The sequence below is a fragment of the Arthrobacter sp. SDTb3-6 genome, assembly GCF_013376095.1.
Lineage (GTDB): Bacteria > Actinomycetota > Actinomycetes > Actinomycetales > Micrococcaceae > Specibacter.
On the sequence record NZ_JAAMFN010000009.1, the window covers coordinates 1 to 26,272 of the forward strand.

The 26,272-nt window shown below is 70.2% G+C and carries 22 protein-coding genes and 1 pseudogene; 9 read left to right on the forward strand and 14 right to left on the reverse strand.

Going from position 1 to position 26,272, the window contains the following annotated elements; genetic code table 11:
- The 5 genes and pseudogenes from G6035_RS06335 to G6035_RS06355 all read right to left on the reverse strand — a co-directional run.
- A pseudogene (locus G6035_RS06335) lies at positions 1–423 on the reverse strand (NADP-dependent malic enzyme); the annotation flags it as partial.
- Positions 424–665: 242 nt separating this feature from the next.
- Positions 666–3,968, reverse strand: a complete 3,303-nt coding sequence (locus G6035_RS06340; protein WP_176616241.1) for an ATP-binding protein — start codon at positions 3,966–3,968, stop codon at positions 666–668.
- The gene (locus G6035_RS06345) at positions 3,965–4,684 is read right to left on the reverse strand and encodes a DUF4194 domain-containing protein (RefSeq protein ID WP_176616242.1); all 720 of its coding nucleotides are present in this window, start codon (positions 4,682–4,684) and stop codon (positions 3,965–3,967) included. Before G6035_RS06345 ends, G6035_RS06340 begins: the two co-directional genes overlap by 4 nt.
- On the reverse strand, positions 4,681–6,138 hold the full coding sequence (locus tag G6035_RS06350; protein WP_176616243.1) for a DUF3375 domain-containing protein: 1,458 nt from the start codon (positions 6,136–6,138) through the stop codon (positions 4,681–4,683). The genes G6035_RS06345 and G6035_RS06350 overlap by 4 nt, the downstream gene beginning before the upstream one ends.
- A gap of 83 nt (positions 6,139–6,221) precedes the next feature.
- A complete protein-coding gene (locus G6035_RS06355; RefSeq protein WP_176616244.1) occupies positions 6,222–9,854 on the reverse strand; it encodes a TM0106 family RecB-like putative nuclease in 3,633 nt (1,210 codons plus the stop codon).
- A gap of 131 nt (positions 9,855–9,985) precedes the next feature.
- Between G6035_RS06355 and G6035_RS06360 the strand changes: the two genes are divergently transcribed.
- A complete protein-coding gene (locus tag G6035_RS06360) occupies positions 9,986–10,282 on the forward strand; it encodes an acylphosphatase (protein ID WP_176616245.1) in 297 nt (98 codons plus the stop codon).
- Between the two features lie 40 nt (positions 10,283–10,322).
- Positions 10,323–11,810 carry a TIGR01777 family oxidoreductase gene (locus G6035_RS06365; RefSeq protein ID WP_176616246.1) on the forward strand — a complete coding sequence of 496 codons (1,488 nt, stop codon included), beginning with the start codon at positions 10,323–10,325 and terminating at the stop codon, positions 11,808–11,810.
- A 72-nt stretch (positions 11,811–11,882) separates the two neighbouring features.
- Here G6035_RS06365 and G6035_RS06370 read toward each other — a convergent pair whose 3' ends face one another.
- Together G6035_RS06370 and G6035_RS06375 are read right to left on the reverse strand one after the other, a co-directional pair.
- A complete protein-coding gene (locus G6035_RS06370; RefSeq protein ID WP_176616247.1) occupies positions 11,883–13,175 on the reverse strand; it encodes an MFS transporter in 1,293 nt (430 codons plus the stop codon).
- A gap of 27 nt (positions 13,176–13,202) precedes the next feature.
- The gene (locus G6035_RS06375; RefSeq protein WP_176616248.1) at positions 13,203–13,952 is read right to left on the reverse strand and encodes a FadR/GntR family transcriptional regulator; all 750 of its coding nucleotides are present in this window, start codon (positions 13,950–13,952) and stop codon (positions 13,203–13,205) included.
- 77 nt (positions 13,953–14,029) lie between these two features.
- Between G6035_RS06375 and G6035_RS06380 the strand changes: the two genes are divergently transcribed.
- From G6035_RS06380 to G6035_RS06400, 5 genes are read left to right on the forward strand one after another with little or no spacing between them, the layout of a single operon-like run.
- A complete protein-coding gene (locus G6035_RS06380) occupies positions 14,030–15,052 on the forward strand; it encodes an alcohol dehydrogenase catalytic domain-containing protein (RefSeq protein ID WP_176616249.1) in 1,023 nt (340 codons plus the stop codon).
- A 26-nt stretch (positions 15,053–15,078) separates the two neighbouring features.
- Positions 15,079–16,203 carry an ABC transporter substrate-binding protein gene (locus G6035_RS06385; protein ID WP_256127794.1) on the forward strand — a complete coding sequence of 375 codons (1,125 nt, stop codon included), beginning with the start codon at positions 15,079–15,081 and terminating at the stop codon, positions 16,201–16,203.
- Positions 16,173–16,448, forward strand: coding sequence for a hypothetical protein (locus tag G6035_RS06390; protein WP_176616251.1), 276 nt, complete (start codon positions 16,173–16,175; stop codon positions 16,446–16,448). Before G6035_RS06385 ends, G6035_RS06390 begins: the two co-directional genes overlap by 31 nt.
- Complete coding sequence (locus G6035_RS06395) at positions 16,438–17,424, forward strand: carbohydrate ABC transporter permease (protein WP_176616252.1); 987 nt, start codon at positions 16,438–16,440, stop codon at positions 17,422–17,424. Before G6035_RS06390 ends, G6035_RS06395 begins: the two co-directional genes overlap by 11 nt.
- Complete coding sequence (locus G6035_RS06400) at positions 17,424–18,206, forward strand: carbohydrate ABC transporter permease (RefSeq protein ID WP_176616253.1); 783 nt, start codon at positions 17,424–17,426, stop codon at positions 18,204–18,206. The genes G6035_RS06395 and G6035_RS06400 overlap by 1 nt, the downstream gene beginning before the upstream one ends.
- On the opposite strand, the gene G6035_RS06405 is transcribed toward G6035_RS06400, so the two are convergent.
- Positions 18,203–19,090 carry a LysR family transcriptional regulator ArgP gene (locus G6035_RS06405; protein WP_218063004.1) on the reverse strand — a complete coding sequence of 296 codons (888 nt, stop codon included), beginning with the start codon at positions 19,088–19,090 and terminating at the stop codon, positions 18,203–18,205. The two genes, G6035_RS06400 and G6035_RS06405, sit on opposite strands and share 4 nt — an antisense overlap.
- A gap of 69 nt (positions 19,091–19,159) precedes the next feature.
- Between G6035_RS06405 and G6035_RS06410 the strand changes: the two genes are divergently transcribed.
- A complete protein-coding gene (locus G6035_RS06410) occupies positions 19,160–19,780 on the forward strand; it encodes a LysE/ArgO family amino acid transporter (RefSeq protein WP_176616254.1) in 621 nt (206 codons plus the stop codon).
- A 23-nt stretch (positions 19,781–19,803) separates the two neighbouring features.
- Here G6035_RS06410 and G6035_RS06415 read toward each other — a convergent pair whose 3' ends face one another.
- Together G6035_RS06415 and G6035_RS06420 are read right to left on the reverse strand one after the other, a co-directional pair.
- Positions 19,804–20,211: a hypothetical protein gene (locus tag G6035_RS06415; RefSeq protein ID WP_176616255.1), complete on the reverse strand. Its 408-nt coding sequence runs from the start codon at positions 20,209–20,211 to the stop codon at positions 19,804–19,806.
- Between the two features lie 63 nt (positions 20,212–20,274).
- Positions 20,275–21,342 (reverse strand): DUF1524 domain-containing protein, encoded by a 1,068-nt coding sequence (locus G6035_RS06420; protein ID WP_371130883.1) that lies wholly within the window; start codon positions 21,340–21,342, stop codon positions 20,275–20,277.
- Between the two features lie 10 nt (positions 21,343–21,352).
- On the opposite strand from G6035_RS06420, the gene G6035_RS20000 reads away from it, so the two are divergent.
- Positions 21,353–21,547, forward strand: coding sequence for a hypothetical protein (locus G6035_RS20000; RefSeq protein WP_176616239.1), 195 nt, complete (start codon positions 21,353–21,355; stop codon positions 21,545–21,547).
- 11 nt (positions 21,548–21,558) lie between these two features.
- Here G6035_RS20000 and G6035_RS06430 read toward each other — a convergent pair whose 3' ends face one another.
- Genes G6035_RS06430 through G6035_RS06440 form a run of 4 tightly spaced genes read right to left on the reverse strand, consistent with a single transcriptional unit; the run spans position 21,559 to position 26,246 of the window.
- On the reverse strand, positions 21,559–22,410 hold the full coding sequence (locus G6035_RS06430) for an HAD family hydrolase (protein WP_176616256.1): 852 nt from the start codon (positions 22,408–22,410) through the stop codon (positions 21,559–21,561).
- Entirely contained in the window at positions 22,403–23,572 is a 1,170-nt protein-coding gene (locus G6035_RS19735; RefSeq protein WP_218063007.1) for a cysteine protease StiP family protein, read from the reverse strand. Before G6035_RS19735 ends, G6035_RS06430 begins: the two co-directional genes overlap by 8 nt.
- Complete coding sequence (locus tag G6035_RS19740; RefSeq protein WP_218063008.1) at positions 23,569–25,059, reverse strand: phosphoribosyltransferase domain-containing protein; 1,491 nt, start codon at positions 25,057–25,059, stop codon at positions 23,569–23,571. The genes G6035_RS19735 and G6035_RS19740 overlap by 4 nt, the downstream gene beginning before the upstream one ends.
- Positions 25,056–26,246 (reverse strand): HpcH/HpaI aldolase/citrate lyase family protein, encoded by a 1,191-nt coding sequence (locus G6035_RS06440; RefSeq protein WP_176616257.1) that lies wholly within the window; start codon positions 26,244–26,246, stop codon positions 25,056–25,058. Before G6035_RS06440 ends, G6035_RS19740 begins: the two co-directional genes overlap by 4 nt.
- Positions 26,247–26,272: the final 26 nt, after the last annotated feature.

Genomic DNA, 26,272 nt, shown 5'->3' on the forward strand with positions numbered 1-26,272 from the left:
CCCAAAGCTCGGGCGCAGCCGCACCAGGGTTTCAATGATTTCGTCCACGTCCGTCGTGGCGAGCACCAGGGGAATGGAGTCCAGCCCGCCAAAGGTCTTGAACAGGGCCGACTTGCCTTCCATGACGGGCAGGGACGCGCTGGGGCCGATGTCTCCGAGTCCCAGGACGGCGGTGCCGTCACTAACCACGGCCACGAGACGGCTGGCCCAGGTGTGGCTGTCCGCCAGGGCGGGATCGGCGGCGATGGCGCGGCTGACCTGCGCCACGCCCGGCGTGTAGGCGATGGACAGGTCCCGCAGGCTGTCCAGCGGAACCTTGCTTGTGACGGAGAGCTTGCCGCCGCGGTGGGCCTCGAAGATCTCCTGCTCCGTCAGGTCGATCCGGCTGCGCGTGGATGTGGTTTCGGTGGTTTCAATTGACATGTAGTTTTTCCTGCGTCGCTTCCAAGGTGGGAGGCGCGAGAGCGTCCGGCGAAGGTTTGCCTGGACGGCGGCGGCTGCCGTGCGGGGTGGTGGGGCACGGCACAGCCTCGCAGCGCCGGTACCGTGCCTGTACGTCGGTGGACAGGCATGGACGTGCCCGGCATGAGCTGAAGTTTGTAGACACCGACACTACCGCAAGCTGCCGGTAAGACAGCAGCCGCCCGTGAAAACGCGTCACATTGCTAGCCCAGGATGATGTCCGTCGCCGTGGCGGGGGAGCGCCCCGAGGAAACAAAGCCGGAGACGTTGGCCTGCGGGTGCTTGATGATGTCCGTGACCGAGCCGAGGTGCCGGGAGAGGTCCACCTTGTCCTCCGGCGCGGCCAGGAGCAGCTGGAAACCGAACTCCTGCAGGGCGTTGATGCCGGCTCCGGCGTATTCGGAGTTGGCCTGGATGAACGCCTCGTCGATCATGACTGTGCCGTAGCTGCTGTAGCCCTGGGCATCGATGCCCAGCTGGTACGCCAGTGCGGCACCCATGACGAAGGAGGTGAAGCGCTGCCCCTCGCCGCCGGACAGCGTGCCAGGCTCCAGTCCCAGCTCCACTTCCCCGTTGGGCCGGTGCTCGTTGCAGCTGATGGTGACGTGCTGGCGGACATCGAGCACCGTGTCCGCCCACGACTGCATGGAGGAGTCGCTGAGGGCATCCACCAGCCGCTCCAACTGCTGGTAGCTGGCCGCCATCTTTTCCTCCGTGGCCTTGGCGTACGCGTTGCCCAGGGCCTCCTTCAGGTCGGTCCGGAAGGTGCGGGCCTCCTCGGGGATGGTGGTGGCCACTTCCAGGCGCAGCCGGCTGCCCTTCTCAAACGGCACCTCGGCCAGGATCTGGTTCAGTGGCTGGATCCGCTCGCCAATGGCGCGCCGTTCCTCCTCCAGCAATTGCAGCAGGTCGGAAAAGCGTTCGTAGGAGCGGTTGTTGAAGTATTCGCGGAACTCCTCCTGGCGCTGCGGCAGCCCCTCGGAGATGATCCGCTCGTAGAGTTCCCCATAGTGTTCGGCGGCATCCGCGCCGGTGCCGTAGCTGGCACCCATGCCCGGCCCGAACTCGCGGGCGAAGGCCTTGAAGATGTCGCCCAGTGCGGCCTCGGTGCGGAAGATGCGTTCCTTGGCCATGGCGGCACGTTCGCCCAGGTCCACGGCTGCCCGGCTGAACAACTGCTCGAGTTCTTCGAGGGTGCCCGGCCGGCCGCCGGCAGTGTAGGGTGCAAACGCTTCCTGTGCCCAGTCCGCAGGCGGTTCCTGGCCCGCCTTCGCGGCGGTCGAGGCCGCCGCCTCCCGAACGGAGGTGAGCTCCCCTTCCACCCCGGCGAGGCTGTTGTTGAGCACGGCCACGCGCCCGACGGCGGCCTCCAGGTCCGCCCGTGCCCCGCCCAGCGCTTCCCTGATGCCCGCCAGGGTGGCGCTGCTGTCAATGGTCGCCTGGAGCGCCTGCTCCAGCTGGGCAAGCTGCGCCGCCAGGGGACCGGAATCGAGCTGTTCGAAGGGGCGCACGTCCTTGGCCATCCTGCGCAACGCCTCCAGCCGGCCCGTGAGCTGGTCCTTGGCCCTGCTGCGCTGGTCGGCCAGGGCCGCCGCGCTTTCGCTGGCGGCGGCCAGTTCGTCGGCCCGCGCCTCCAGCTGCGCAATCTTGTCCACGTTGGTGAAGCCAAGCAGGTAGTCGGCCGGGTGGACCGTGCGGGTGTCACGTTCAAAGGTTGCGGCGTTGGCCTTCAGCGTCCCGGCCAGGGACAGGGCGCGTTCGTGGCCGTGCAGCTCCGCGTCGCTCTCCACGCAGTGGAACGCGAAGTCGCGGGCCACCTTGGCACGCAGCCAGTCCCCGGCGTCGGAGTCGTGGAAGTCCAGCTTGGTGGCCAGATGGCCCTGGCCGGGCTCGGCCGGGCGCACCGCTGCCCCGATGTTGATCCACCGCACCCTGCCAACGCCGTCCAGCCCGTTGACGGCCCGCGTGACCGCCTTGATGTCCGCAGCACGCACCAGCAACGTGGTGGCCAGGGAGCGGAGCACCTTTTCCGCGGCCGGCCGCCATTCCGTGTGGCCGGCGGCGATGTCCACCAATTCGCCGGCAAACGGCAGCGCCTCCGCATCCAGGCCGGTCGCGGCGCAGATGGCGCGCCGGGCGGCGGCGTTGCGCCCGTCGATGTTGCTGCCGCGCCGCTGGTAGGAGGCAATCTCCGCGCGAAGCTTCTTCTCGCTGTCCTTGGCGTTGATGCTCTCCGCCACCGCCTCATACTCGCGGGTGCGGGCGGTCTCCGTTTCAGCCTGCTGAAGCTCGACGCCGGCGCCCGCGCTGCGGCGTGCCGCCGCCAGGCCCTCGGGCGTCCAGTCGGCGTCCAGGCCGGCGGCCGCCAGGTCGTCGCGGACGGACGACTCCACGCGTCGGCGCCCTTCCAGCTCGCGCCGGGCTGTGCGGATATCCTTCTCCAGGCCCTCGATGGCGCGCCCGCCATGGTTGGCGTGCTGCTCATCAAGGGACGCCACGGACTCGGTGAGGACATCCTTGGCGGCGGCCGCGGCCTCGATCTCCGCCAGCGTCTGCGTGCGTTGTTCCGCCAGCGCCCCTGCCTTGGCCGAGAGCAGTTCGGCCTCGAAGCGGCGGCGCAACAACGGCAGCTGGATTTTTTTTAGTTCAACTGTGCGGGAATGGTTTTCCTTGTATTCCCGCAGCTTGCGGTGCAGTTCGGGCACCGGGGCCAGGGCGTCGCGCTGCCCCCGGGCGTCCTCGAGCTGGCGGTAGATGCCGCGCAGGTGGCTGAAGTCGTCGACGGCGGCGCGTGCGGCAGCCAGGGTGGCCGGCTGGTCCAGCACCTCGTACCGGAAGAAGCGGTTGACGCCCTTGTCCAGGCCCTTGCCGTTCTGCAGGGTGCGCAGCAGGCTGAAGGCCTTGTCATTGTCGATCCCCAGCTTGCGGCGGAAGCGCTCGGCGAACGTCTTGTGCACGTCAAAGGCTTCACAGCCGGGCAGGGCCGCGTGCAGGGAGGACGGCGAGAAGCGCCGGCTGCCGTGCTTTTCCAGGGCCTCGGTGTCGAGGGCTTTGTCGTGGATCAGGTAGTGCTTGCCCACCTGGCCCTCCAGCCCGTTGGCGGGCAGGTCGAAGAGCGCGGCGATGGTGACATGGCGGCCCAGCCCGTCCTCAAAGACAAGCGCGGTGGCGGACCAGGTGGCGCTGGGGCGCTGGTACACGGTGCCGTCCGGGGTCTTGATCCTGCGCCCGCGCATGTAGCTGAAGGTGGTGCGGCGGTCCTTGCGGTTGGAGGCCTCGTGGGCGGACTCGTTCAGCCGCGGGGCGGCGTAGAAAATGTGCTGGATGCCGTCAAAGAGGGTGGACTTGCCCACGCCCGGGTGGCCCGTGAGCAGGGTCCCGGCCCGGTCCACGTACATGGTGTGGCGGCCGTGGAACGTGCCCCAGTTGATGATCTGGATTTGGCTGAGCCGGTACTGGCCGGGGTTGATTTCCGTGCCAATGGGCAAGGTGGTGGCGATGCTCATTCGGCGTCCTCCTCCGCAAGGGAATCAAGTGCGTCCGTGTCCGCGCAGGCGCCCTTGTCCAGGGCCGCCAGGTAGGCGGGGATCTGGTCGATGGAGTCAAAGGGCAGGGCCAGGGCCAGGGCGTTGCTGACCCGGTATTCGCCGGGAAGCTCGGTGGGCAGGAGCAGCTTCAGGGCCAGGAGCCGGGCCAGGGACGAGTCCGTCAGCTCATCCAGGCGTTTGTCGTCCACAGCGCCCGGCTGGCGGTGTTCGGCCAGGATGTCCCGGGCGCCGCCGCGCGTGAGGGTGGTGTCCGTTCCCGTGCCGGCCTGGCGGTCCAGGAGCATGCGCAGGCGCAGCGCCAGCACGGTTTCCTCGCGCCGGAGCGGCTTGCGGGCCACAATGGGCTGCGTGTGGACGGCGTCGATCCCGGCCGGGGTGAGCAGGGCGATCTTGCGTTCCGGATCCACCGTCAACACCAGGAAGATTTCGCTCAGGTATTGCTGCAGGGACGCCCGGTGGGTCAGGACCGTGGTCCACACCGTGGCATCAGCGGTGCCGTCGATGTAGGGCCCGCGCAGCAGCCGGACCAGCGCCTGGCGGAGCTCCAGGGGGAAGGAGCCCGTGTCACCGGGGAACAGGGACCTCTCGGAACGGTAGGCGTCACTGGTGCCGGGCGCGGCGGGCCGGGTGCCGGCGTCGTACGTCTCCTGGGAAGCCGTGGAACTGGCGGTCATGGGGCGGTGTCCTTTGTGAATGTCACGAGCGGCAGGCGGGCGGTGCGCTCCGTGCCGTCGATCTGGGTGAAGCGGAGGGTCTGCGTGCGGGCGGTGTCCACGGCCTGGTCGGTGGCCCGGGCCGCGAGGATGAGGCCGCGGATGGTGTTCAGGTGGCGCAGCCCGGCCGGCAGCTCGGCGTACGCGTCGGCGAGGGTGGCCGTGCCGTTGCGGGTGCTGCGGGCCAGGGCGACGGCGGCGTGGACGGCGGGCATGTCCGCCGACGGCGTGGCGGGGGTTCGGTGGATGTCGGCACCGCTGAGGGCGGGGGGTGCGGCCAACGGCGGCGGGGGGACGTGGTCTTCGGGGTCGAAGATGCCCAGGCCCGCCAAGGTTTCAAAGTTGGGGGCGTACAGCAGCGGCGCCACCACCGGCGTGCGCGGGCCGAGCGGGGCGCGGGCCACGGCCTGTTCGGCGGCGTGGATGGCCTTGCGCAGCAGGATGGACTCCCGGAACTCGTCGCTCATCACGTAGCTGTGGAGGCTTTCGGACAGGCGGCCGTAGATGGCGTGGACGTCCGCGGCCTGGCGGCGCATTTCACGGACCAGGGTGGCCAGTGTGCCGCGTTCCCCGCTGCTGAGCTGGTCGGTGAATCCGCGTTCAAGCACCTCATTGACGGCCTGCCGGAAGCGGGCCTGCCGGGCGGGGTCGTTGAGGAATTCGGTGAAGCCCTGGAAGGTCTCGCCCTCGGCCGTGTTGCGCAGAGCCTTGTCGCCCTCCAGGACCTGCCCCACCGCCACGCCCTTTGTCACGGAGGACTCCATGATTTCCTGGCGGATGGTGTGCAGCATGGCCTCCACGCCGTCGCGCATGCGCTTGAAGTCGGCCGGCAGGCTGGAGGCCAGGTCAAGGACGCTGCGGGTGGCCGCCAGGGCGGAGTTGTCGGAGAGCACCGCCGGGTTCCGGCCGTTCCGCAGCGTCTCAATCTCCGCCTGCCGCTCGACGATTTCGGCCTCGAGCACGGCAATGCGGCGGTCCGGGTTGGGATCGGTCTGGAAGGACAATGATTCAATGCTGGTGAGCAGGGTGCTCAGCCGGGAGCTGTTGAGGTTGGTGCGCTCCACCGTGACCGAGTCCAAAAACGCCAGGACCCGGGTGCTGGCCGCGGTGGGCTCGTAGACGAAGCGGCCATCCACCATGGGGCGGGCCAGGAACTGGCTGCGCACCCACGAGTCGGCGTAGTTGGAAGCCTGCCAGGACTCGTTCAGGCTCAGGTTTTCCTCCCGCAGCTCCTTCATGAACGCGGCCAGGTCGGCGTGGAACTCCTCCAGCGGGACGCGCTGCCTGGCCGGCGTGAACTCGGCCCGCAGGAAGGCCACCGACCAGGGGGCGGCCTGCATGAGGCGCCAGGACGGACTGTGGCGCAGCTGTTTTTGGGCATGCCACTGCGCAACGGCGTTGTCAGTGGGGCGCATGGGGGCCTTTGCGGTGTCGGGGCACGGTCTTTCATTTTATCGTGCCGGACGGCTGCCCGGTCCAGCGGCCGGGCCCGGCACTGCTATCCCCGGTTGCACAGCCCGATGAACGCGCCCAGCTCCGCCATGGCGGCGGGCCTGGACGGCATGAAGCGGGTCAGCTGCGGGGACCGGATGATGACGGCCCGCCACTGCCCGCGGGAGACGGCCACGTTGATGCGGTTGCGGTTCAGCAGGAACTCCATGCCCCGCGGTGCGCCGGCCGGGTCGGCGCACGCCATGGTCACCAACACCACGGGTGCTTCCTGGCCCTGGAACTTGTCCACGGTGCCCACCCGCACCTCCGCCAGCCCGGCAGCGTCCAGCACGCCGCGCACCAGGTGGACCTGCGCGTTGTAGGCGGCCACCACCAGGATGTCCGCCTGGACCAGGCGGCGCGGCACGCCGTCGGCGCCGGGCGTCCACACCAGCCCGAGGTGTCCCTTCGCCTGGGCCACCACCTCCGCGGCCTCTTCGGGGGAGGACTGCCTGTTGTCCCGGCTGCTGCCGGGTGCCGGGACCACCAGCACGGTTTCCACACCAGCCGGCTTGCCGGCCAGGTGGCGTTCGGCGGCGGCCGGTGCGGACTTCAGCTTCCCTTCGTAGCTCAGCTGCGACACGGCATCGCAAAGCCGGGGGTGCATGCGCCAGGAGTCGGCCAGGAAGTAGCCCAGTTCCGGCGGCAGCGTGGCATGGTCCCGGGACAGCCAGCCCAGCGCGGAGTCGTCCACGGGGACCGGGTGCGAGCCCTGGGTGACCTGCGGCAGCTGCTGCGGATCGCCCAGCAGCAGCAGCCGTTGGGCGGCCTGCGCCACGGCCAGCGTGTTGGCCAGCGAATACTGCCCGGCCTCGTCAATCACGAGCAAGTCCAGCGACCCTGCCGGCACGTTGGTCCCCGTCATGGTCCACGCCGTGCCGCCGATCAGGGCGCCGCCCGCATCACCCAGCAGCCGGCCGAACTGCTTCTCATCAGTCACCGTCCATGGCACCCCGTGCGGTGCCGCCAGCTTTTTGCCGACGCGGTCCGGGTCCACGCCGGCTTTTTCCACGGCCGCCCGCAGCATGTTTTCCACCACCGCGTGGGACTGGCCCACCACGCCCACCTTCCAGCCCCGCGCCACCAGGTTGGCGATGACGTGGGAACCCACATGCGTTTTGCCGGTGCCGGGAGGGCCCTGAACCGCCAGGTAGGAATGGTCCAGCGCCAGCACGGCCTCCGTGATGGCGGCAACGTAATCCGGCTGTTCCAGGCCGTGTCCGTCCCGCGGGACGGCGGCGGACGGCAGGTCCCCGCCGCCGGCCAGCCTGGGGCGGGCCTTGCGCAGGATCTCCAGTCCCGGGTGCCGTGGCAGGTCCGGCAGCGTGCCGCCCACCGTGGCCGCCAGTGCGGCCAGCGCTTCCCTGATGCTTTTGGTGGCCACCGGCTGGTTGGGGGTCAGCGCCATGGGCAGCTGGTTGTAGGCAGGCACCTTCAGGGTGGACTTCTCCGTCACAATCAAGGTGGTGAGTTCCGGGGTGCCCGGGGCGGAGACGTCCTCGACCACCGTGACGTTGAACAGGCCGCCGCGCCTGGACGCGTCCGCCTCCCCGTCTGCCATGCCGCCCGGCAGTGGGGCGTTGAACATGCCAAACCATTGCGTGCCGGGACGGAAGTCGGAGCCTTCCGTCGCTGTTCCGCGCAGCTTCACCGTGCGGGTCTCCGTCCGGGCCCGCGGTGTTGCCTTGGCCCAGTCCTCGAGCACCCAGGCGTCCCGGACGATGAGGATGTTGCGTTCCTCGGCCCAGGAATCCACCGGTTTTTCAAGCCGGTCAAAGTGGCCCCACCAAAACTGCTTGTCCTCGCGGCGGTGGTAGCTGGCCGCGGCGGCGACCATGGCGATGGCGGTTTCATCGTCCGTGGGTTCCTGGCCTGCGGTCCGCCCGGCGGCCAGTTTGTCCAGGAATACGCGCAGCCGGACCTCTCCGGGCGACGGCTCGTAGCTGCTTTCCTTCGCTTCCGGGACGTCGCGCTTGCCACTGCCCTCCGTCCAGGTGGCCACCTGGACGGCCGCGCCGATCGCCAGCAGCCAGTCCCGCAGCCGCAGCGTGGATAGGCAGTCGTACTCGTTGTAGGCGCCGATCGAGGCCAGGGTCTCCCGCGCCTCGGCCGCCCGGGCCGTGTCCCCGGCCCGTCCGGCGTCGCGCGCGGCACAGTACTCGGCGTAGGCAACCACCGAGGCGCCGGCATTCGTCACCTCGCCCACGCGCCCGGCAGGCATGTAAAACGGCTCCAGCTTCTTGATGGAATACGACGGTTCGGAGATCCGCACTGACTGGCGGACCGTGTCCAGCAGGTCAACGAGCAGGCCAGTGCGGAGCCAGTCGTCGATGGCGTCCTCGCCCACCCCGTGCTCCACCGACAGCCGGCGCAGGGCCGCCTTTTCATAGGGCGCGTAGTGATAGACGTGCATGTCCGGATGGGCCGCCCGGCGTGCCTCCACATAGGCAATGAAGTCAATCAGGGCCTGGCGTTCCTGCCCGCGCGTGTGCGCCCAAAACGGCCTGAACACCTCCGGGGTGCCGGGGGCGGCGCCCGGCACCGGCGCCTCGATGGAGCCAAAGAGGTACTCGATGCCCCACTTTTCCGTGGCCGCGTCCTGCCAGAGGGGATCGCCCTCAAAGTCAAAGAAGATGTCCCCGGCGCTGGGCGCGGGCAGCCGGCTGATGCTGTCCCTGAGCACCTTGTAGCTGACCGGGTGGCCGTCCGTGCCTGCAAAGGCCGTGCCGTCGGCCACGTCCAGCCCCAGCTGCATGCGGGCCTGGTCGCGCAGCCGGGCCAGCGGGCCGGTGGCAGCGGCCCGGGGCATGGCGGCCAGGGCGTCAATGCCGGTGATGCCCTGCGCCATCAGCTTGCGGCGCTGCGGGCCGCTCATGCCGTTGACCAGCAGCAGGTCCCGGTGCTTTTCGACCTGCTCGGCGCAGTAGTCGCAGCGGCCGCAGTACGCGATGCCGTCCTGGAGCCAGGCCACGGGATTCGGCTGCGCCCGGTGGCCGGCCGTGAGCGCCAGGAAGTTGCCGCGGCGCTCGCGGAACACCGGCAGCAGGTCCGGCATGGGGTGGTCGCTGCGGCTGCGGTCGCCGAGCACCAGCGTGGCCACCGGGTCGACGGGAATGCCGTACTTTTCCAGCTGGTCGCCGTAGGCTGCCAGCTGCAGCAGGGCGCTGACGCGCGCGTGCCGGGCCAGCTTGGTGTCCCACACCGCGTACGACCCGTCCCCCTGCTTCACCAGAAAGTCCGCAAATCCCACCAGCGAGCCGTCAAAGAAAGTGGCCTGAAAAACGACGTCGGCCCCTCCCCGCAACGCGGCCAGCGTTTCCTTCCGCTTCGCCTCCAGGCCCGCCCAGGTCAGCGCCCCCCGCTCCACTACCTTCACGCCGGCACCGCTGGCCGGATGCCACGTGCCGTACCGGGCGGTTAGCTCCCGCAGGATCTTGTGTTCAAAGGCGTCGCCGAGTTCGGCGGCGCGGCGCAGCATGGCATCCTGCGGGAATCCCGGCTTCCCGGTCCTGCCCAGCTTCTCGTCCAGAATCCGCAGCGTCCGGTATTCGCATTCGCTGGCCACCACCAGGTCCGAGGCGGAAAAGATCAAGGGGGCGGCGTCGCCCGGAGGCAAGGCAGGGGTGCGGAGGAGGAACATGGCGGCGCCTTCCAGCGGTTACTTTGAACAGTCCCTTGAATCTAGCAAGGGGCTCGGACAAAAATGGCCGCCGGCCCTCCCCTGCCGGCCCCTATCTGTGGGATCATATGGCCAGCAGGAAAGGGGCGGCCATGGCACATTCGGGGGAGCACACCGAAGCCGTGCGGCTGGCAGCCGTGGTCCACGGCACGGTGCAGGGCGTCGGCTTCCGCTACCTCACGGCCCGCAAGGCGCGCGGGCTGCAGCTGGCCGGCAGCGCCGTCAACCGTGCCGACGGCACCGTCGACGTGGTGGTTGAAGGGCCGGAAACCGCCGTCCGCCAACTGCTCGAGTGGCTGGAATCGGACCGGGCACCCGGCCGCGTGTCCGCCCTCGACGCCACTTTTGGCCCCGCCACCGGCCGCCTGCACGGATTTGAGGCGGGGTAGCGTGGGGCAGGCAGGAGAAACCAAAGGCAACGGGAGAGACATGCAGACATTCCGCCGCACCACCGCACTTCCGTTCCCCCGCGCCGACGTTTTCCGGTGGTTTGCCCGGCCCGGCGCCCTGGTGAGACTCACGCCGTCGTTCCTGGGCAGCGTCCTGGCCGGGCCCAGCCACGGAATTGAGGCGGGGTCGACGGCGGCCCTGGGCGTCGGCGCCCCGGGCGGGCTGGGCCTGTGGCTGGGGTCGGCGTCGGGCACCGTGCAGGGGATCCTGCCGGAGGCGCTGCGCAGCCTCAACGCGGTCCGGCCGCAGCTGCGCTGGGAGGCACTGCACACGGAGCTCGAGCCGGGGGAGTCATTCACCGACATCATGACCAGCGGGCCGTTGACCAGCTGGACGCATCGCCACGACTTTGCCGACGGCCCGGTGGCGGGCAGCACCGTCATGACGGACACCGTGACCTACCGGCTGCCGCCCGTGGCCACCGGCGCGTGGGCACAGCGGCGGTTTGAGGCGGAGCTGGGCCGGATGTTCGACTTCCGCGCCCGCCAGCTGTCCGATGACCTGGCCTTCCACCGGGACCATGCCGGACGCCCCCTGACAATTGCCGTTGCAGGCGCCTCCGGGCTCATCGGCACGCAGCTGTGCGCGCTGCTTGGCGGCGGCGGGCACACGGTGCTGAAGTTGGTCCGACACGCGCCGCGGGGCGGTGCTGAGACCTTTTGGGACCCGGCCGCGGGCACCCTCGAGGCCGCACAGCTTGCCGCGTGCGACGCCGTGGTCAACCTCGCCGGCCATCCCATCGGCGGGCGGTTCACGGCCAGGACGAAGGACGCGATCTACCGCAGCCGAATCCAGGGGACGTCGTTGCTGGCCGGCACGCTGGCCCGGCTGGCGTCTGACGGCGTAACACGCACCTTTGTCAGCGGCTCCGCCGTCGGCTATTACGGCGCGGCACCCCACCACCCGGCCGGCAACACGGGCCCGGGGTCCACGCGCGCGCTGGTGGAGTCGGATCCCGCGGGCTCCGACTTTTTGGCACAGGTGTGCCGCGATTGGGAGGCGGCCAGCCGTCCGGCCGCCGAGGCCGGCCTGAGGGTGGTCAATGTGCGCACGGGCGTGGTGCAGTCCGCTGCCGGCGGGGTGCTGCAGCGGCTGCTGCCGCTGTACCTGGCCGGCGTGGGCGGGCCGCTGGGGAAGGAGGAGTGGCAGAGCTGGATTGGCATCGACGACGTGGCCGGAATCTTTGCGCACGCCGTGCTTTCCGCGTCCCTGGAGGGGCCGGTGAATGCGGTGGCCCCGCACCCCGTGACTGCCGAACAGTATGCCCACACGCTGGGCCGGGTGCTCCGCCGTCCGGCCGCGGTCAAGGTGCCGGCAGCGGGGCCCCGGCTGTTGCTGGGAGGCCAGGGTGCCCGTGAACTGGCGCTCGCCGACCAGCGGGTGTCCGCCGCGAAGGCGGTGGGCAGCGGCTATACATTCCGGCACGAGTCCCTGGAGCCGGCCCTGCGCCACATCCTGGGGGAATAGGGCCAACGCCGGGATATGGCACCCAGGTACGTCAAACGCGATTGTCGGCAGCCCCAACTCCCGGCCCCAGGCTCAGCCGGCGGGGACCATTTCCTCGGTGGCGGGTTCCGGCGTCGTGCGCCCGGCGCGAATGGCCAGCGCAACCATGGGCACCAGCACGACCAGGGCGGCCAGGTTGACCCAGAGGAAGCCGCCTGCGGTCAACACGGGCCCGGCCACGGCGGCCATCCCGGCCGCACCGAAGTTCATCAGCATGTCATTGGCGCCCTGCAGCGGCACCCGGATGTCCTCCGGCGCAGACGCGGTGAGCAGCGAGGAGCCGCCGATCAGGCACGCCGACCAGCCCAGCCCCAGCATGGCCAGTGCGATCGACATGAACACCGGGTTGCCGGCGTCGGACATCAGTGCGCCGAGTGTGATCGCGAGCGCGAAGATGCCGCAGCCGGCCAGCACCACGCGCAGCGCCCCCGCCTTGTCCACCAGCCAGCCAAACACCGGGCTTGCCGCGTACATGCCCACAATGTGCAGGCTGATCACCACCCCGATGATCTCCAGCGATTGCCCGTGCGCGTCCATGGCCACCGGCGTCATGACCATCACGCCGACCATGATCATGTGCCCGCCGGTCACCGAGACGAGTGCCGCCAGGGCGCGCGGATTCCGGCTGGCGGTCCGCAGCGCCGCCCACGCCCCGTGGCGTTTGTTGGCGGCGACAGGCCTGGCCCGCGCCGCCCGGGGTTCCCCTGCCCGGGCAGGGCGGGAGGAGCCGCCGGGCCGGGGCGCGCCGAGGAAAAAAGTGGCAATGACCAAGGCTGCGGTGGTGAAGGCAACGACGGAAAAGAGGAACGGCCCGGACAGCGGCACCATGCCAAGCCGCAGGCCCAGCAGCCGCCCGGGCTCGGACAGGTTGGGCCCGGCCACCGAACCGACGGTGGTGGCCCAGATGACGATGGCCATGGCACGCCCTGCTGTCTGCGGTGGTGCACCGTCCACGGCGGCATAGCGGGCCTGCAGGCCGGACGCGCTGGCGGCGCCAAAAAACAGCATGCCGGCCGCCATCAGCCAGAACTGCCCAAGGTGCGCGGCGAGCAGCACCATCACGGCACCCGCTGCGCCAAGGGCAAATCCGGCGCTCAGCGCCCAGCGCCGGCCTGCCCGGACGGCGAGGTTGGCCAGTGGCACGGCAACCAGCCCGGCACCCAGGGTGGAGGCTGTCTGCACAAAGCCGGAGGCCGCCGTGGTGCCTGCCAGTTGTGCAGCCAGGATGCCGCCCACGGAAATGCCGGAGGCGACGCCCACGCCGGACAGGAGCTGGCCGGCCACCAGGACAAGCTGGTTGCGGCGTGCGGTGGGGGAATGGTCCATGGGTGGATTCTAGTGCCGCGGCCCGCCTCAGGCCGGGTGGCGCCGGATGCGGGGCGCGGCATCGTGCCCAAACATGGTCTCCTGGATCATGCGGACATAGTTTTCAGCTGATTTCATGTGCTCCGCCATGGCCCGGGCGGCGGCCTCGGGGTCGCCGTCCCGGATGGCGGCGGCAATGGCGCGGTGCTCGCGCTGCTCGTCGCCCACCAGCTGGTTGACCTCGCGGTACCGGCGGACCTCCACCATGACCGTGGTCAGCTCATGCCGCAGCGACTCGCTGAACCAGACAAGGGCGCCATTGCCCGTGGCGCGGGCAATGGCCATGTGGAAGGCAACGTCCAGCGTCGGGTACCCCTCCGAGTCGCCCAGGGCATGGTCCATTTCCTCCAGGAGGCTCTCCAGGCCGTCAAAGTCCGCAGCCGACGCGCGCTCGGCAGCCAGCCGTGCCGCCTGGATCTCCAGGGGGATCCGCACCTCCATCATGTCGGTCAAGGGGCGCCTGTTGTTGCGCAGCACGCGGGAGGGGAACAGTTCGATCAAGTGCCCGTCGAGCTCCTTCACCACGGCGTTGCGGCCGTTGTGGACCTCAACCAGCCCCACTGCCTCCAAGGCGCTGAGGGCTTCGCGGACCACCGGACGGCTGGCGGCAAACTGCTCGCACAAGGCAGCCGTGGACGGCAGGCTGCTGCCGGGCTGCAGGTCATTGTCAACGATGTGGTCAATGATGGCGTCGAACATTTGCTGGCTGAGTTTCGTGCGGGTCAGAGGTGTTGGCACGCGGTCCCCTTGCTGTTCACTCCCTTAGTGGCGGCGCGACTGGATGGAGGGAGTTGGTCCGGACCCACAACGCAGCAGTGCTTGCCGGTCCAGGCGACCTTCAACTCCACCGCCGCCCCCGGCCCGCGCCCGGCGCGGGCGAAGTCCTGGTCAAAATCCACACGGTGGGGATCTGCGGCTCGGACGCCGCCTACTACCGCGGATCAGCCGCCTATGCCGTCACCGCCCCCTTCGTCATGGGCCACGAGGCCAGCGGCATTGTGGCGGAACTGGGCGACGGGGTCACCACCGTCACGCCCGGCGCCCCGGTGGCGCTGGTTCCGAGCCTGTCCTGCGGCAGCTGCGGGCAGTGCCTGGCGGGATTCGACAACCTGTGCCCGCACACCCGCTACCTGGGGTCCGCGGCGGTGGAGCCGCACCGCGACGGCGCCCTGCAGGAATACCTGGTCCTCCCGGCCACCCACGTGCTGCCGCTTCCGGACGGCACGGACCTGCCCACGGGCGCGCTCCTGGAACCCCTGGCCGTGGCGCTGCACGCCGTCCGCAAGACTCCTGTTGCCGGCAGGAACGTGCTCATCGTCGGGGGCGGGGCGATCGGTCAGCTGACCGCCGTTGCCGCCCGGGGCCTGGGCAGCGCATCCATCGCCGTCATGGATGTCAGCGCCCGCCGCGCGCACCTCGCCGTCGAGCATGGTGCGGACGCCGCGTTCACCGCCGGGGAACTGGAGGCGGCCGTTGCCGCCGGCAGCCGCTACGACGTGGTCTTTGACGCCTCCGGCCACCCGGCCGGCGTCGAACTGGCCCTCCGGGCAGTGACGCCGGGCGTGGGCCACGTGGTGCTGGTGGGCAACCTGCCCGCCGGGTCGGGGATCCCGCACAAATACATTTCCCAGGCGGAATCGTGGGTCACCTCCACGCTCCGCTTTGCCGGCGGGCTGGCCCCCGCCCTGGAATTTCTCAAGGACACCGGGCTGGACATCTCCTGGCTCGTGGAACAAAACGTGCCATTCACCGACATCCTGGACGTGTTTGGCCCCGAGGCAGGGGCGCATCCGCCGCTGAAGGTACACATCCAATTCACCCAGCAACCTACCCCCTGACCGACCAACAACAAAGGACACTTGTGATGCGTCATTTTAAGAAGATGCAGGCGCTGGGCAGCCTCGCCGCCCTTGCCCTGGTTGCAGCCGGCTGTTCCGCCCCGGCCAACACCAAGGACGACGTTGCCACCGAGGGCCTGGGCACACCGTCGGCTGCGGTGGCCCAGGCCGCCAAGGACTTCAAGGGCCCCTTCACGTACTGGATCGGCCTGACCTTCCCGGAATCCAGCAATGACCTGGAGGCGGCCCGCATCAAGGCGTGGGGCGACAATCTGGGCATCAAGACCGAGGTTGTCAAGGTCAACCAGAACGAGGTGGTCCAGCAGGCCTCCGGCGCCATCGAGGCCAAGTCACTGCCCAGCGCCATGACCGTTCCCTACGACCTGATGTCCACGATGGCCACGGGCGGCCAGCTCAGCCCCGTGCCGGACGCCTACGCCGCCGTCGGCCAGGCGCACCAGGGCTGGCTGAAGTCCATCGATGCGGCCACCAAGGCCAAGAGCTTCGGCGGAAAGGTCTACGGCGTCCCGTTCGGCTTCTTCGGCAACGTGCTCTTCAGCCGCGCCGACCTGCTGAAGGAAAAGGGCTTCAACGCCCCGCCCAGGACCTGGGGCGAACTGCTGGCCCAGTCCAAGGCAACCCAAAACCCGCCGAAGACCTATGGCATGGGCTTTGCCCGCTCCAACGTCCTGGACGGCAACCTGACCACGTCCATGATGCAGTCCTTCGGCGGCCGCGTGGCCGACGACGCCGGCAGGAAGTGCACCATCGACAGCCCGCAGACCGCATCCTTCCTGAAGTGGATCAAGGGTGCGTTCGACGCCGGACAGTTCCCGCCGTCGGCCGTCACCTGGGATGGGGCGGGAGACAACAACTCCTACACCTCCGGCCAGTCCCTGTTCATCGTCAACACCGGCAGCGTCTACCAGTCCATGAAGAAGGACGATCCGGACCTGCCAAGGCCAGTGCCTACTCGGCCCTCCCCGCCGGGCCTGCCGGCCAGGTGGCCCCGGTGGATCCGCGCTACCGTGTGGTCCCCGCGAGCACCTCGGCGGCCGGCAAAATCCTGGCCCAGGACCTCTTCAAGGCCCTGGCGGACGACACCTACATGGCCGGCTTCATGGAGAACGCCACGTACGGCCCCGTACTGAATTCGCAGCTGAAGTACCCGGTCTTCACGGACAGCCCCGTCCACGCCGGGCTCCTGCAGCAGGCTGACAAGGGCACCACCCCGGCCTACCCCGACACCGCCAACGCCGCCTACTCCGACTACCAGAACGCGTTCTCCACCCCGCGGATGGTCCAGCGCGTGCTCGTGGACAAGGTGGACATCAACACGGCCATGGCCCAGGCCCAGGCCTCGTGCCAGAAGATCTATGACCAGCATGCCAGCTAAGTCGGAGCTCTCTGCGGGCACTGCCGGGCGGACCCGCCCGGCAGTGCCCGCCGGCGCCGCGCGGCGGCGCCGGGACAAGGACGCCGGCCGGGGCGCAGGCCGCGGCACGGGCAAACGCCCCGCGGCGCTCCGGAAGGAGGCGCGGCTGGGACTGCTCCTGGTCCTGCCCGCCGTGGCCGTGATAATCATCCTCATCGGCTACCCCACCCTTGCCTCCATCTGGTACAGCTTTACCGACAGGATGGTGGGCACGCCGGGCCGCTTCATTGGGCTGGACAACTACACCCGGCTCGCGCAAGATTCGGGCTTCCTGTCCGCCGCAGCAAACCTGGTGCTCATTGTGGGTGTCTCGCTGCTGCTGAAGCTGGTCCTCGGCACAGTGGTCGCCGTCATCCTCAACCGTCCCATGCCCGGACGAAACTTGTGGCGCCTGCTGGTCATGCTGCCCTGGGCGATGCCCGGGTTTGTGGCCTTCATGGGGCTCCGGCTGATGTTTGAATCGCCCTACGGTGCCATCAACGTGGCGCTGGACACCTTCACCAGCCCCATTCCCTTCCTCAGCGACCCGGACTGGGCGCGCGTCTCCGTGGTCCTGGCCACCGTCTGGCGCGGATTCCCGTTCTGGGCCATCTCGATCCTGGCCGCCCTGCAGGCCATCCCCAAGGAACTGTATGAGGCCGCCCGGATGGACGGTGCCAGTGCCTGGCAGCAGTTCACCAACATCACCGTGCCCCAGATCCTCTCAACGGTGGCCGTGGTGGCCGTGATCTCCGCCATTTGGACCGCCAACGGCTTTGAGAACATCTGGCTGATGACCCAGGGCGGCCCATCCACCACCACCATGACGTTCCCGGTCCTGTCCTACCTGAGCCTGCAAAGCCGGCAGCTGGGGCAGGCCGCCGCCTACGCCGTGGTCATCCTGCCCGTCATGGCACTGTTCATCATGCTGCTCAGCCGCCGCAAGAAGGAGATCTAATGGAAAAGCGCGGCCGCCCCGGCACCATCCTGGGCATGGCATTCCTGGCCGTGGTGGTGGTCCCGCCCGTCCATTACATGGTCATCGCCTCGCTCAAGCCGCGGTCGGCGATCTACCGGACGCCGTCGTGGCGGCCGGAACGGTCCAGCCTGGACAACTACACGAAGGTCTTGTTCGAGAACGATTTCCTGGTCAACATCGGCAACAGCCTGATCGTCGCCCTGGCCACCACCGTGCTCGCCATGGTCCTGGGCGTGCTGGCGGCCTTCGCCATTGCCAGGTTCAGGTTTCCGGGCCGCAACGCGGCCAGCCAGCTCATTCTCATGAGCTACCTGACCCCCATGGTGCTCCTGTTCATCCCGTTGAGCGTGGTGGTGGGCAACCTGGGGCTGGCGGACACGCTGTCCGGGCTGGTGCTGGTCTACCTGACGTTTGCCGTCCCGCTGTGCACCTGGCTGGTCCTGGGCCACTTCCGAGGGTTCCCGCCGGACCTGGAGGAAGCCGCGTCGCTGGACGGCGCCTCGAAGATGCGGACTCTGTTCAGCGTGCTGCTGCCGGTCTCGGCGCCGGCCCTGGCCACGGCGGCCTCACTGACCTTCGTCAAGGGACAGGACGTCATGACCGCGCCCGTGGCGTTGCAGCACCTGAGCACGGGCGATGTCCAGCAGTACGGGCCCATCATGGCCGGTGCGGTGCTCTCGGCAATTCCCGTGCTGGCGGTGTATTACATTTCCCAGCGCTGGGTGGTCCAGGGTGCTGCGGAAGGCGCCTTCAAGGGCTAGGACAGGGCGGCGGCCGCCGTCGTGGTGACCGCTGCCGTGAGCGCGTCCAGGGCCGCTGACTGGATCTTCCAGCGCTGCCAGTGCAGCGGGATGGCGGTGACGCGGCCCGGCACCAGCTCCACGAGGCTGCCGTCGCGCAGCCCGGCGGCACAGTGGGCTTCCGGCATCAGCCCCCAGCCCAGGCCGGAGCGGACGGCGGCAGCCAATTGCAGGGTGTCCGGGATGAAGTGCTCCGGGCAGTGGGGGTGCCCGCCCGCCACTGACGCGAGGAAGTTGGACTGCAAGGTGTCGGAGCGGTCAAACTGCAGGGCGGGTGCGGCGGCAAAAAGCGCGGCACGGAATCCGCCGGGAAACCACCGCTGCATGAACGCCGCCGACGCCACCGCCCGGTAGCGCAGCGCGCCCAGCGGCACCACGGAACAGCCCTGGACGGCCTCGGGCGAGGCCGTCACGGCGGCCATGGCCTGCCCGGAGCGCAGCAGGTCCGCGGAGTGCTGCTCGTCCTCGCGCAGCACTTCAAAGGTCAGCCCGGATCCTGCCGGCACCGCGGCCAATGCGTCCACGAACCAGGTGGCGAGGGAATCCGCGTTGACGGCCACGGGGATGGGCGCCGACGCCGCATCCGCCAGGCCCAGCTCCGCCGCGGCGTCGGCCTCCAGCTGGCGCAACTGCCGGGCCAGCTTGTGCACAATGGTGCCCGGGGCGGTGGCATGGATGGGTGTGGTGCGCTGGAGCAGGACCTGCCCGGCCGCCTGTTCCATGGCCTTGATCCGCTGAGAGACAGCGGACGCGCTCACGTGCAAGGCCCGGGCTGCCGCGTCAAAGGTGCCGTGTTCCAGCACGACCAGGAACGTGCGCAGCTGTTCCGTCTGGAAGTTCAACATTAGATTTCCTTATGTATCACAAAAATAATTAGCTGTACTGAATGGAAGCAGCCTAGTAGCTTCTTGGGTGTGACTCCAGTGGATTTCCTCTCCCCGGCGGCCACCGGACTTGGCGCCGGGCTGGCCCTCATCATCGCCATCGGCGCGCAGAACGCCTTTGTGCTGCGCCAGGGCCTCCGCGGCGAACATGTGGGGCTGGTGGTGCTGGTCTGCATGCTGAGCGACGCCGTCCTCATTGCGGGCGGGATTTTCGGCATCGGGGAGGTGTTGCGCGCGGTGCCGGCCGTGGTGGTGGTGATCCGGCTGGCCGGGGCGGCGTTCCTGCTGGCCTACGGCGTTTTCGCCGCCAGACGCGCGTACCGTCCCGGCACGCTGGAGGCGGCGGGGCAGCAGGGCGCACTGGGCCGCCAGGCGGTCCTCGCCACGGTGCTGGCGCTGACCTGGCTGAACCCGCACGTCTACCTGGACACCGTGCTGCTGCTGGGCACGCTGGCGAACCAGCAGGGCGGGCTGCGGTGGTGGTTTGGCGCTGGCGCGGCGGCGGGCAGCGTGCTGTGGTTCAGCGCCCTGGGCTTTGGTGCCCGGCTGCTGCGGCCGGTGTTTGCCCGGCCTCTCTCGTGGCGCGTGCTCGACGGCGCGATCGCTGCGGTCATGGTGTTCCTGGCCGCGCGGATGGCCTTTGGCTGGTAGGCGGACGGGCCCGTGCCCGGCGGCTAGATGAAGTCCATTTCCACCTGCAGGAACCGTTCCGCCGAGGCGATGGCAGCGGCAAACGCCTGCTCCTCGGTGGGTGCCTTGTTCGGGGCGCGGGTGAACCATTCGTGGTTGTCCATGTGGATCTTGCTGAAGCCGCCGCCCGGCGGGGCATAGAACACGGCAAAGCGCTGGACGGGCCACTCCGGCCCGGTTTCCAGGGCCACCAGCAGTGCCGCACCCAGCGCCGGGTTGTACCACTGGGCGATGGGCCGGCGGCGGTCGCTGTCAAACAGTCCGGATGCGTAGCGCGATGCCGGCTGCGGTCCTATTTGGGAGCACAGCCGGTCCCACCACAACGGCAGGATTTCGTTGTCGTGGCGGATCCATGCCGCCGGAGTCACCGGCTGTTCACCGCTGGGGCCCATGGCTTAATTTTAGCCATTCACGGCACGGTTTTGCAGGGTCTGCCAGGGTGCGCTGCGGGCCTGCTATTCGCAGCCGACCCCGTCTCCGTCGCGGTCAAACTTCGATTGGAAGCCCGGCTGGCCGGTGTAAATGGGGGCGGCCCCGGCGGCCCGGACTGCGGTGCAGTTTTGGTAGTAGACATTGGCGGGTGCAGGGGCGGGTGCAGGTGCGACCGGTGCCGGTACGGGGGCTGCAGGTGCCGGCGCCGGCGCCGGTGCGGGTGCGGGTGCGGGGGCTGCAGGCGCCGGGGCAACGGGGGCCGGCGCCGGTGCGGGCTCCGCAGCCTCGGGGGCGGGCTGTACCGCGGGCACCCCGGCGTCGGCGCAGCCGCCCAGGACCCGCGCCATGGCGTCGTGCTCGGCCTGGGTGACCCACAGCTTGTAGCTGGCCTTGACGGAAATCTGCCGCGCCACGTAGTCGCAGCGGTAGGCCTTGTTCGGCGGCAGCCAGGTGGCGGCGTCGCCGTCGCCCTTTTGCTGGTTGGTGGGCCCGTCCACGGCCAGCAGGTTGGCCGGGTCGTTGGCGAACGCGGTGCGTTCCTGCACGGACAGCTGCTGGGCACCCTTCTGCCAGGCGTCGCTGAGCGCCACCACGTGGTCGATCTGCACCACCGCGCTGTTGGGGCCGCGGACAAAGTCAATGACCTTGTTCGTGTAGGGGTCGGCCAGGATCCCGGTCAGGACCACGCAGTCCCGCGTGCCCGGCCGAAACGTCTTGGCTGTCAGGTCGCGGTCCAGGACATCGTTGCGGGTGTCGCAGCCGTTCCTGTCCACATCCGCCCACGCCTGGCCGAATTCGGCCCGGCTGTAGCCCGTCTTCGGGGCCCGGCCCTTGATGGGCAGCGTGGCCAGGACATCGAGGGCCTTGGCCGCCGATGCCGACCGGGCGTTGCCGGCCGCCTCGGCGTTGGGCCCGGCCGCCGACGGCGTGGGCTGTGCTGCCGCGGCCGTGGCGGCCGTGGCGGCCGGGGCGCTGGGGGAGGCCGTCGGGGAGGATGCCGGGGAAGCCGCCGTCGTGGACGACGCCGGAGCCTCCTGGGGTGCCGGGGCGCCGCCGCACGCCGTGGCCACCAGCAGGACGGTGGCCAGCACGGAGACACTGATGAAATCGGTGGCCCGGCGTTTTCCGGCGGTTCGGCCGGTTCGGCCCGGCCGGGCGGATCGGCGGGTGCCGGTGGTGGCAGTCGTGCCGGTGGTGGCAGTCGTGCAGGTGGTGGCCGCGTGGGGCTTCGGCAAGGGGCAGCGCTCTTTTCTGGGAAAAATCCTCGGACACCACCAGCTTAGCCCGGGCCCGTGATACCGCCGGCCTCAGCCGGCAGCCTCCGCCAGCGCCAGCATCCGGGCCAGGATTTCCTCCCCGGCCAGGACGCCGCGGACGGTGGTGGGGAACAGGTTGGGGGCCTGGTGGCCGGCGTCGTGCAGTTCCCCGTGCAGGGGGCGGAAGGCCACGTCCGCCCGGGCCAGCAGGTCGGCATCCAGGAGGGAGTCCCCGGCGGCCAGGATGGTGCCGGCGCCGGTGCGGCGGGCCACCTCGTCCAGGGCCCCGCCCTTCGTCACGGGCGCGGGCACGCAGTACAGTTTCCGCCCCTGCAGCGAGACGGTCCAGCCGGCCGCGGCGCACTCCGCCTGCAGCTGCTCCAGGAAGGCCGCCGGCATGGCCCCACGGTCCACGATCGCGTACACGAACAAGTCCTCGGCGCGGTGCACGCGCAGGATCCAGCGTGCGTGGGCGGGGCCGGCCAGCCGTGCCTCCACGGATTCCAGCGGTGCGCAGTCGGCGGCAATCCGCGCGGCAAGGTGGCGGCGCCAGCCCGGATCCGGCACGCCGCGGTGCAGCAGCTTGCCGCCGTTGGTGGTGATGGCATACTCCGGCGCAGGCCCGGGCAGCTGCACGCGTTCGTACTGGGCCTGGGTGCGCGTGGTGACCGGGACAAACGCCGCGGCCGCGGACAGCTTGAGCAGGAGGTCCTCGGCGGCCCGGGTCATGAAGGACAGGGGCGCGCCGTCGTACACCTCGGCCACCACCAGGGCGGGGGCGTCCTTGTCCGGGCCCGGCAGCCACAGCGCGTTTTTGGAGTAGATGAGGGTCCGGTCCAGGTCGCATGCGGCCAGGACCGGAGCCCGGCCATGGGGGATCGGACGGTGTCGGGTGTCAGGCATGGCCGGCCGCCCTGCCGTCCGCGCCCACGGCGGCCTTGCTGAACAGGGGGTGGATCAGGCCCACGCAGGAATAGGGCAGTCCCGGGACTTCCTCCACGGGCGTGCCGCGCTGTTCGGCGAGCAGCAGCACGTGGGCCACGTCCGCCCGCGCCTGCGGGTTCACCAGCACCCGCCACGGCACGCGGCGCAGCAGCACCCTTGTGGTCTCCCCGACGCCGGGCTTGACGAGGTTGACGTTGTTGATGCCGTATTCGGTGCTGATCCGTTCGACGGCGGCCCAGCCGGCCCAACTGGGGGTGCGGTCGGCGGTGTGCAGGGCGGCGACATCGGCGGCCACGGCATCACGGACGGCGCCGAACCGGGCGGAAACGGCGTCCAGGAAGCCGCCCGAGACGTCGCTGCCGGCCAGTCCGGCATAAAACTTGGCGCCGTGGAAGTCGCCCGGGCCAATGTGGTCGGTGTTGAACACGGTGCGTGAAACCAGCCCGGACACCGTGGAGTTCAGGCAGGCGGACGGGATCAGGTAGTCCTCGCGCGTGCCGTACATCTCCACGCAGTGGCCGGGATCCGCCAGCACGGCCAGGTCGTCCGGGAAGCGCGCCCCGCCGCTCCCGGCAAAGCGGTCCAGTGCCGCGGTCAGCTCGCGGGAGATGGCCCCCTTGCCGGTCCAGCCGTCCACGAACAGGATGCGCGACGGTTCAAAGTTTGCCGCCAGGTAGCGCAGTGCCGTTTCGTCCAGCCCGACGCCGCGCACAATGCTCATGGTGAAGTGCGGGAGCCCGGTGCCGTGGACCGCCAGCGCCCAGCGGCGCATGAGGATGCCGATCGGCGTCCCGGCCCGGGCCAGGGAGACCAGCACCGGGCGCCCGCCCCGGGCAGCCAGCGCCTGCTCCGTCACCACCCCCACGGCCCGGGCCACGCGTTCCCCGGAGCGTTCCACCGCCTCCTCGTAGAGGCCCTGGTATTCGGTGCCCGGCGTGTATTCCACCGGCAGCGACTCGGCGTAGTTGGCGGCGCCGGACTGGATGGCGCGCTCGCGGTCCGCCGTGGGCGCCTCGAGGGCCACATGGCTGAGGTCCTTCAGCAGCCACTGCACCTCGCTGGACGCGTAGGAGCCGAAGGCCGGGCCGGCGAGGGGCGTGGGGAAGGTGGTGCTGCTCATGGCGCGGCGTCCTCGGGTGCGGTGGCGAAGGCGGTGGTTGGCGCGGGGGTGTCCGCCGGCAGCAGCACGACGACGGCGTCCGCGGCCGCCGTCCGCAGCGCGGCAGCCAGTCCGGCCAGCCCCGCGGCGGGGTTGCCGTGGAGCAGGGCCCGGCGGTCGGCGCCGGGTTCGGGGAACGCCACGATGGTGCCGGGGCGGCGGCCCGCGCCGGTGAGGTTGTAGGCGTAGCGGACCCCCGGGCCGTCGTCGGCGTCGTCGTGGCTGGCAAAGGTCAGCGCGCCGGCAATGGCGTAGTCGCCGCGGTCGAGGGGGAAGATCGGCGAGCGGGTGGTGGTGGAGAAGCGCACGCCGGCCGCCGGGCGCAGCGCCGCCAGCTCGGCGGCCACGGCCAGCGGCAGGAAGATGTTTTCCTCGCAGCCCACCACCGTCACCGGTCCCTGGCAGCCGTTGCGCTCCAGCAGCCCGGCCACGTCGGCGGCGATGCGGCTGATGCCCGCTGCGGCGGGCGGTGCGGTGTTGCCGTAGCGGTCGCTGCGGACGGGGGCGATCTCCGCCGCGGTGAGCTCCAGCAGGGACAGCCGGCCGGCCGGGGCCCCGGCTTCCGGTGCGGGCTCCAGGGTCTCCAGGAGGCGCTGTGCGCGGGCCAGGACGTCCCCGGGCAGGCCGATCCGGCCGGTCCCGAGCGCGGCCACCGAAATCCGGCAGCCCAGCTCCCCGGCCAGCCGGTCGAAGCGGCTGCGGTCTTCGGGCGAGCGCAGGTCGATCAGCGCGGCCACCACGTAGCGGCCGCGGGGGACCAGGGCGTGCAGCTCCCGGATGGTGTTGATGACGGTGGAGCCGGTGCTGAGCTCGTCGTCGACCAGGACCACCGGCCCCGGTCCGTCCAGCCAGCGCGGGTCCGCGGGCACCATGCGGTGGGAGGTGGCGTGCGAATGCCCTTCCTGGAACCCGGCGGCCAGCGGAACGCCCGGTGTGGCGTGGCGGGTTGAGTGGATGTAGTAGGCGCCCAGGGCGTTTGCCACCAGCCGGCCCAGCCCCGTGGCCGTTTCGGCAAAGCCCAGCACGACGGCGTCCGGCACCGGGGTGCGCAGCGCCGCGACGTGCGCGGCGAGGCTGGAAACGGCGGCGTCGCGCGACGGGCCCGTGGCACGCAGCGCGGCCGTGAGCTGCGCCGCCGCACCGGCCAACGGACTGCCGGGCAACCGGCTGCCGGGTGCGGGCGTTTCCGCCAGCTCCCGCGCCACGAAGGCGCCGAGCAGTTCCCCGGCGGCCATGGCCAGGGCCGGCTCGACGGGCACGTGCTTGGCCAGGACCTGCGAGATCAGCAGGTGTGCCCGCTTCGGGTTGCGGCGCAGGGCCAGCCCCACGAGGTCCTCCACGGCCACGGCGCCGGACGGGTCCGAGTGAATGTCCACGCCCAGTTCGCGGGCCACGAATCCGCCGCTCCAGGGCACGGTGCCGCCACTGGGGGAGGAAGCCGGGCTCATGACATGCCCGCGTCCAGCAGGTCCACGAAGGTCACATCTGCGGCCGCGACGCCAAACGCGCGGGAGCGCAGCAGCGTGCGGTGCGCCCAGGCCTGGTGCGGCTTCATTTCGTTCATCTTGTTGCCATAGGGGGACGCCGCGGCGCCGCCCCGCACATTGCCGGCAATGGCGCAAGCGTCCAGGAATTCCTCGTGGCTGACCACGTTCATGGCGTGGACCACGGCCACGTGGCTGGGGTGGATGAGGGTCTTGCCCAACAGGCCGTTGGCCAGGTCCAGCTCAATTTCACGGATCAGGGTGTCCAGGTTGGCGGTCATGATCCGGCGGCGCAGCTCCTTCTCGCTGGTCCGCACGAACGGGGTCAGGCGCAGCTGCGGGCGCAGCACCCGCTCGGTGTTGGCATAGTGTTCCCACACCGGGCCGCTGATGATGAAGCCGGGGTCGGGGCGGCCGAGCACATTGACGATGTCGCCCACAATGTTCGCCACCACCTGGACGTCGTAGATGGTCAGGTCGCGGGAGCGGCGCAGGCCAAAGGTACTGGACATGTCAGTGGCCCCGATCCGCACCGCCAGCACGTCTTCCCGGTGGGCACCCAACAGCCGGCCGATGCCGGTCAGGGCCGCCGCGCGCGTTTCGAGCCGGATGACCGCCGGGGACTCCAGGATGGGCATGATCCGCAGCCTCTGTCCGGGCGTGCCGTTGCGGGGGTTCCCGTCCAGGCCCAGCTCGGCCTGGATCACGTGCAGGGCCGCCAGGAACCGGTCGCCCCGGCCCGAGACGTTGTCGAACTTGGGGATGACGAACCCCGCCAGCACGGCCAGGGCGGCCCCGGCGCGGCGGGCCAGGGACAGCATCTGTTCAACCGTGCGCACGCGCACAAACAACAGTGGGGTCCCGTCGCCGCGTGCGTGCAGCCGGACCAGGGCCGCGACGATGTTCCGCTCGGCTTCCGGGACGTCGGCGTCGGGGATGGAATCCTCCAGGCACAGCACCATGCTGGTGCACCCGGCGTCGCGCTGGCGCAGCACGTCCGCGGCCAGGTCCCGGCGGTTGGCCGGCGTGTACAGCGTGCCACCCAGGGCGACGGCCTGCAGGGCGGGATCGCCGGCGGCGCTGAACTCTTCGGGTTGCCGGTGGAACAGCCGGGCCAGCTGGGAAGGCGTCAGGTGTTGGAAGTGTTGCATTGGCCCTTTCGGGGACTGGTGGGCGG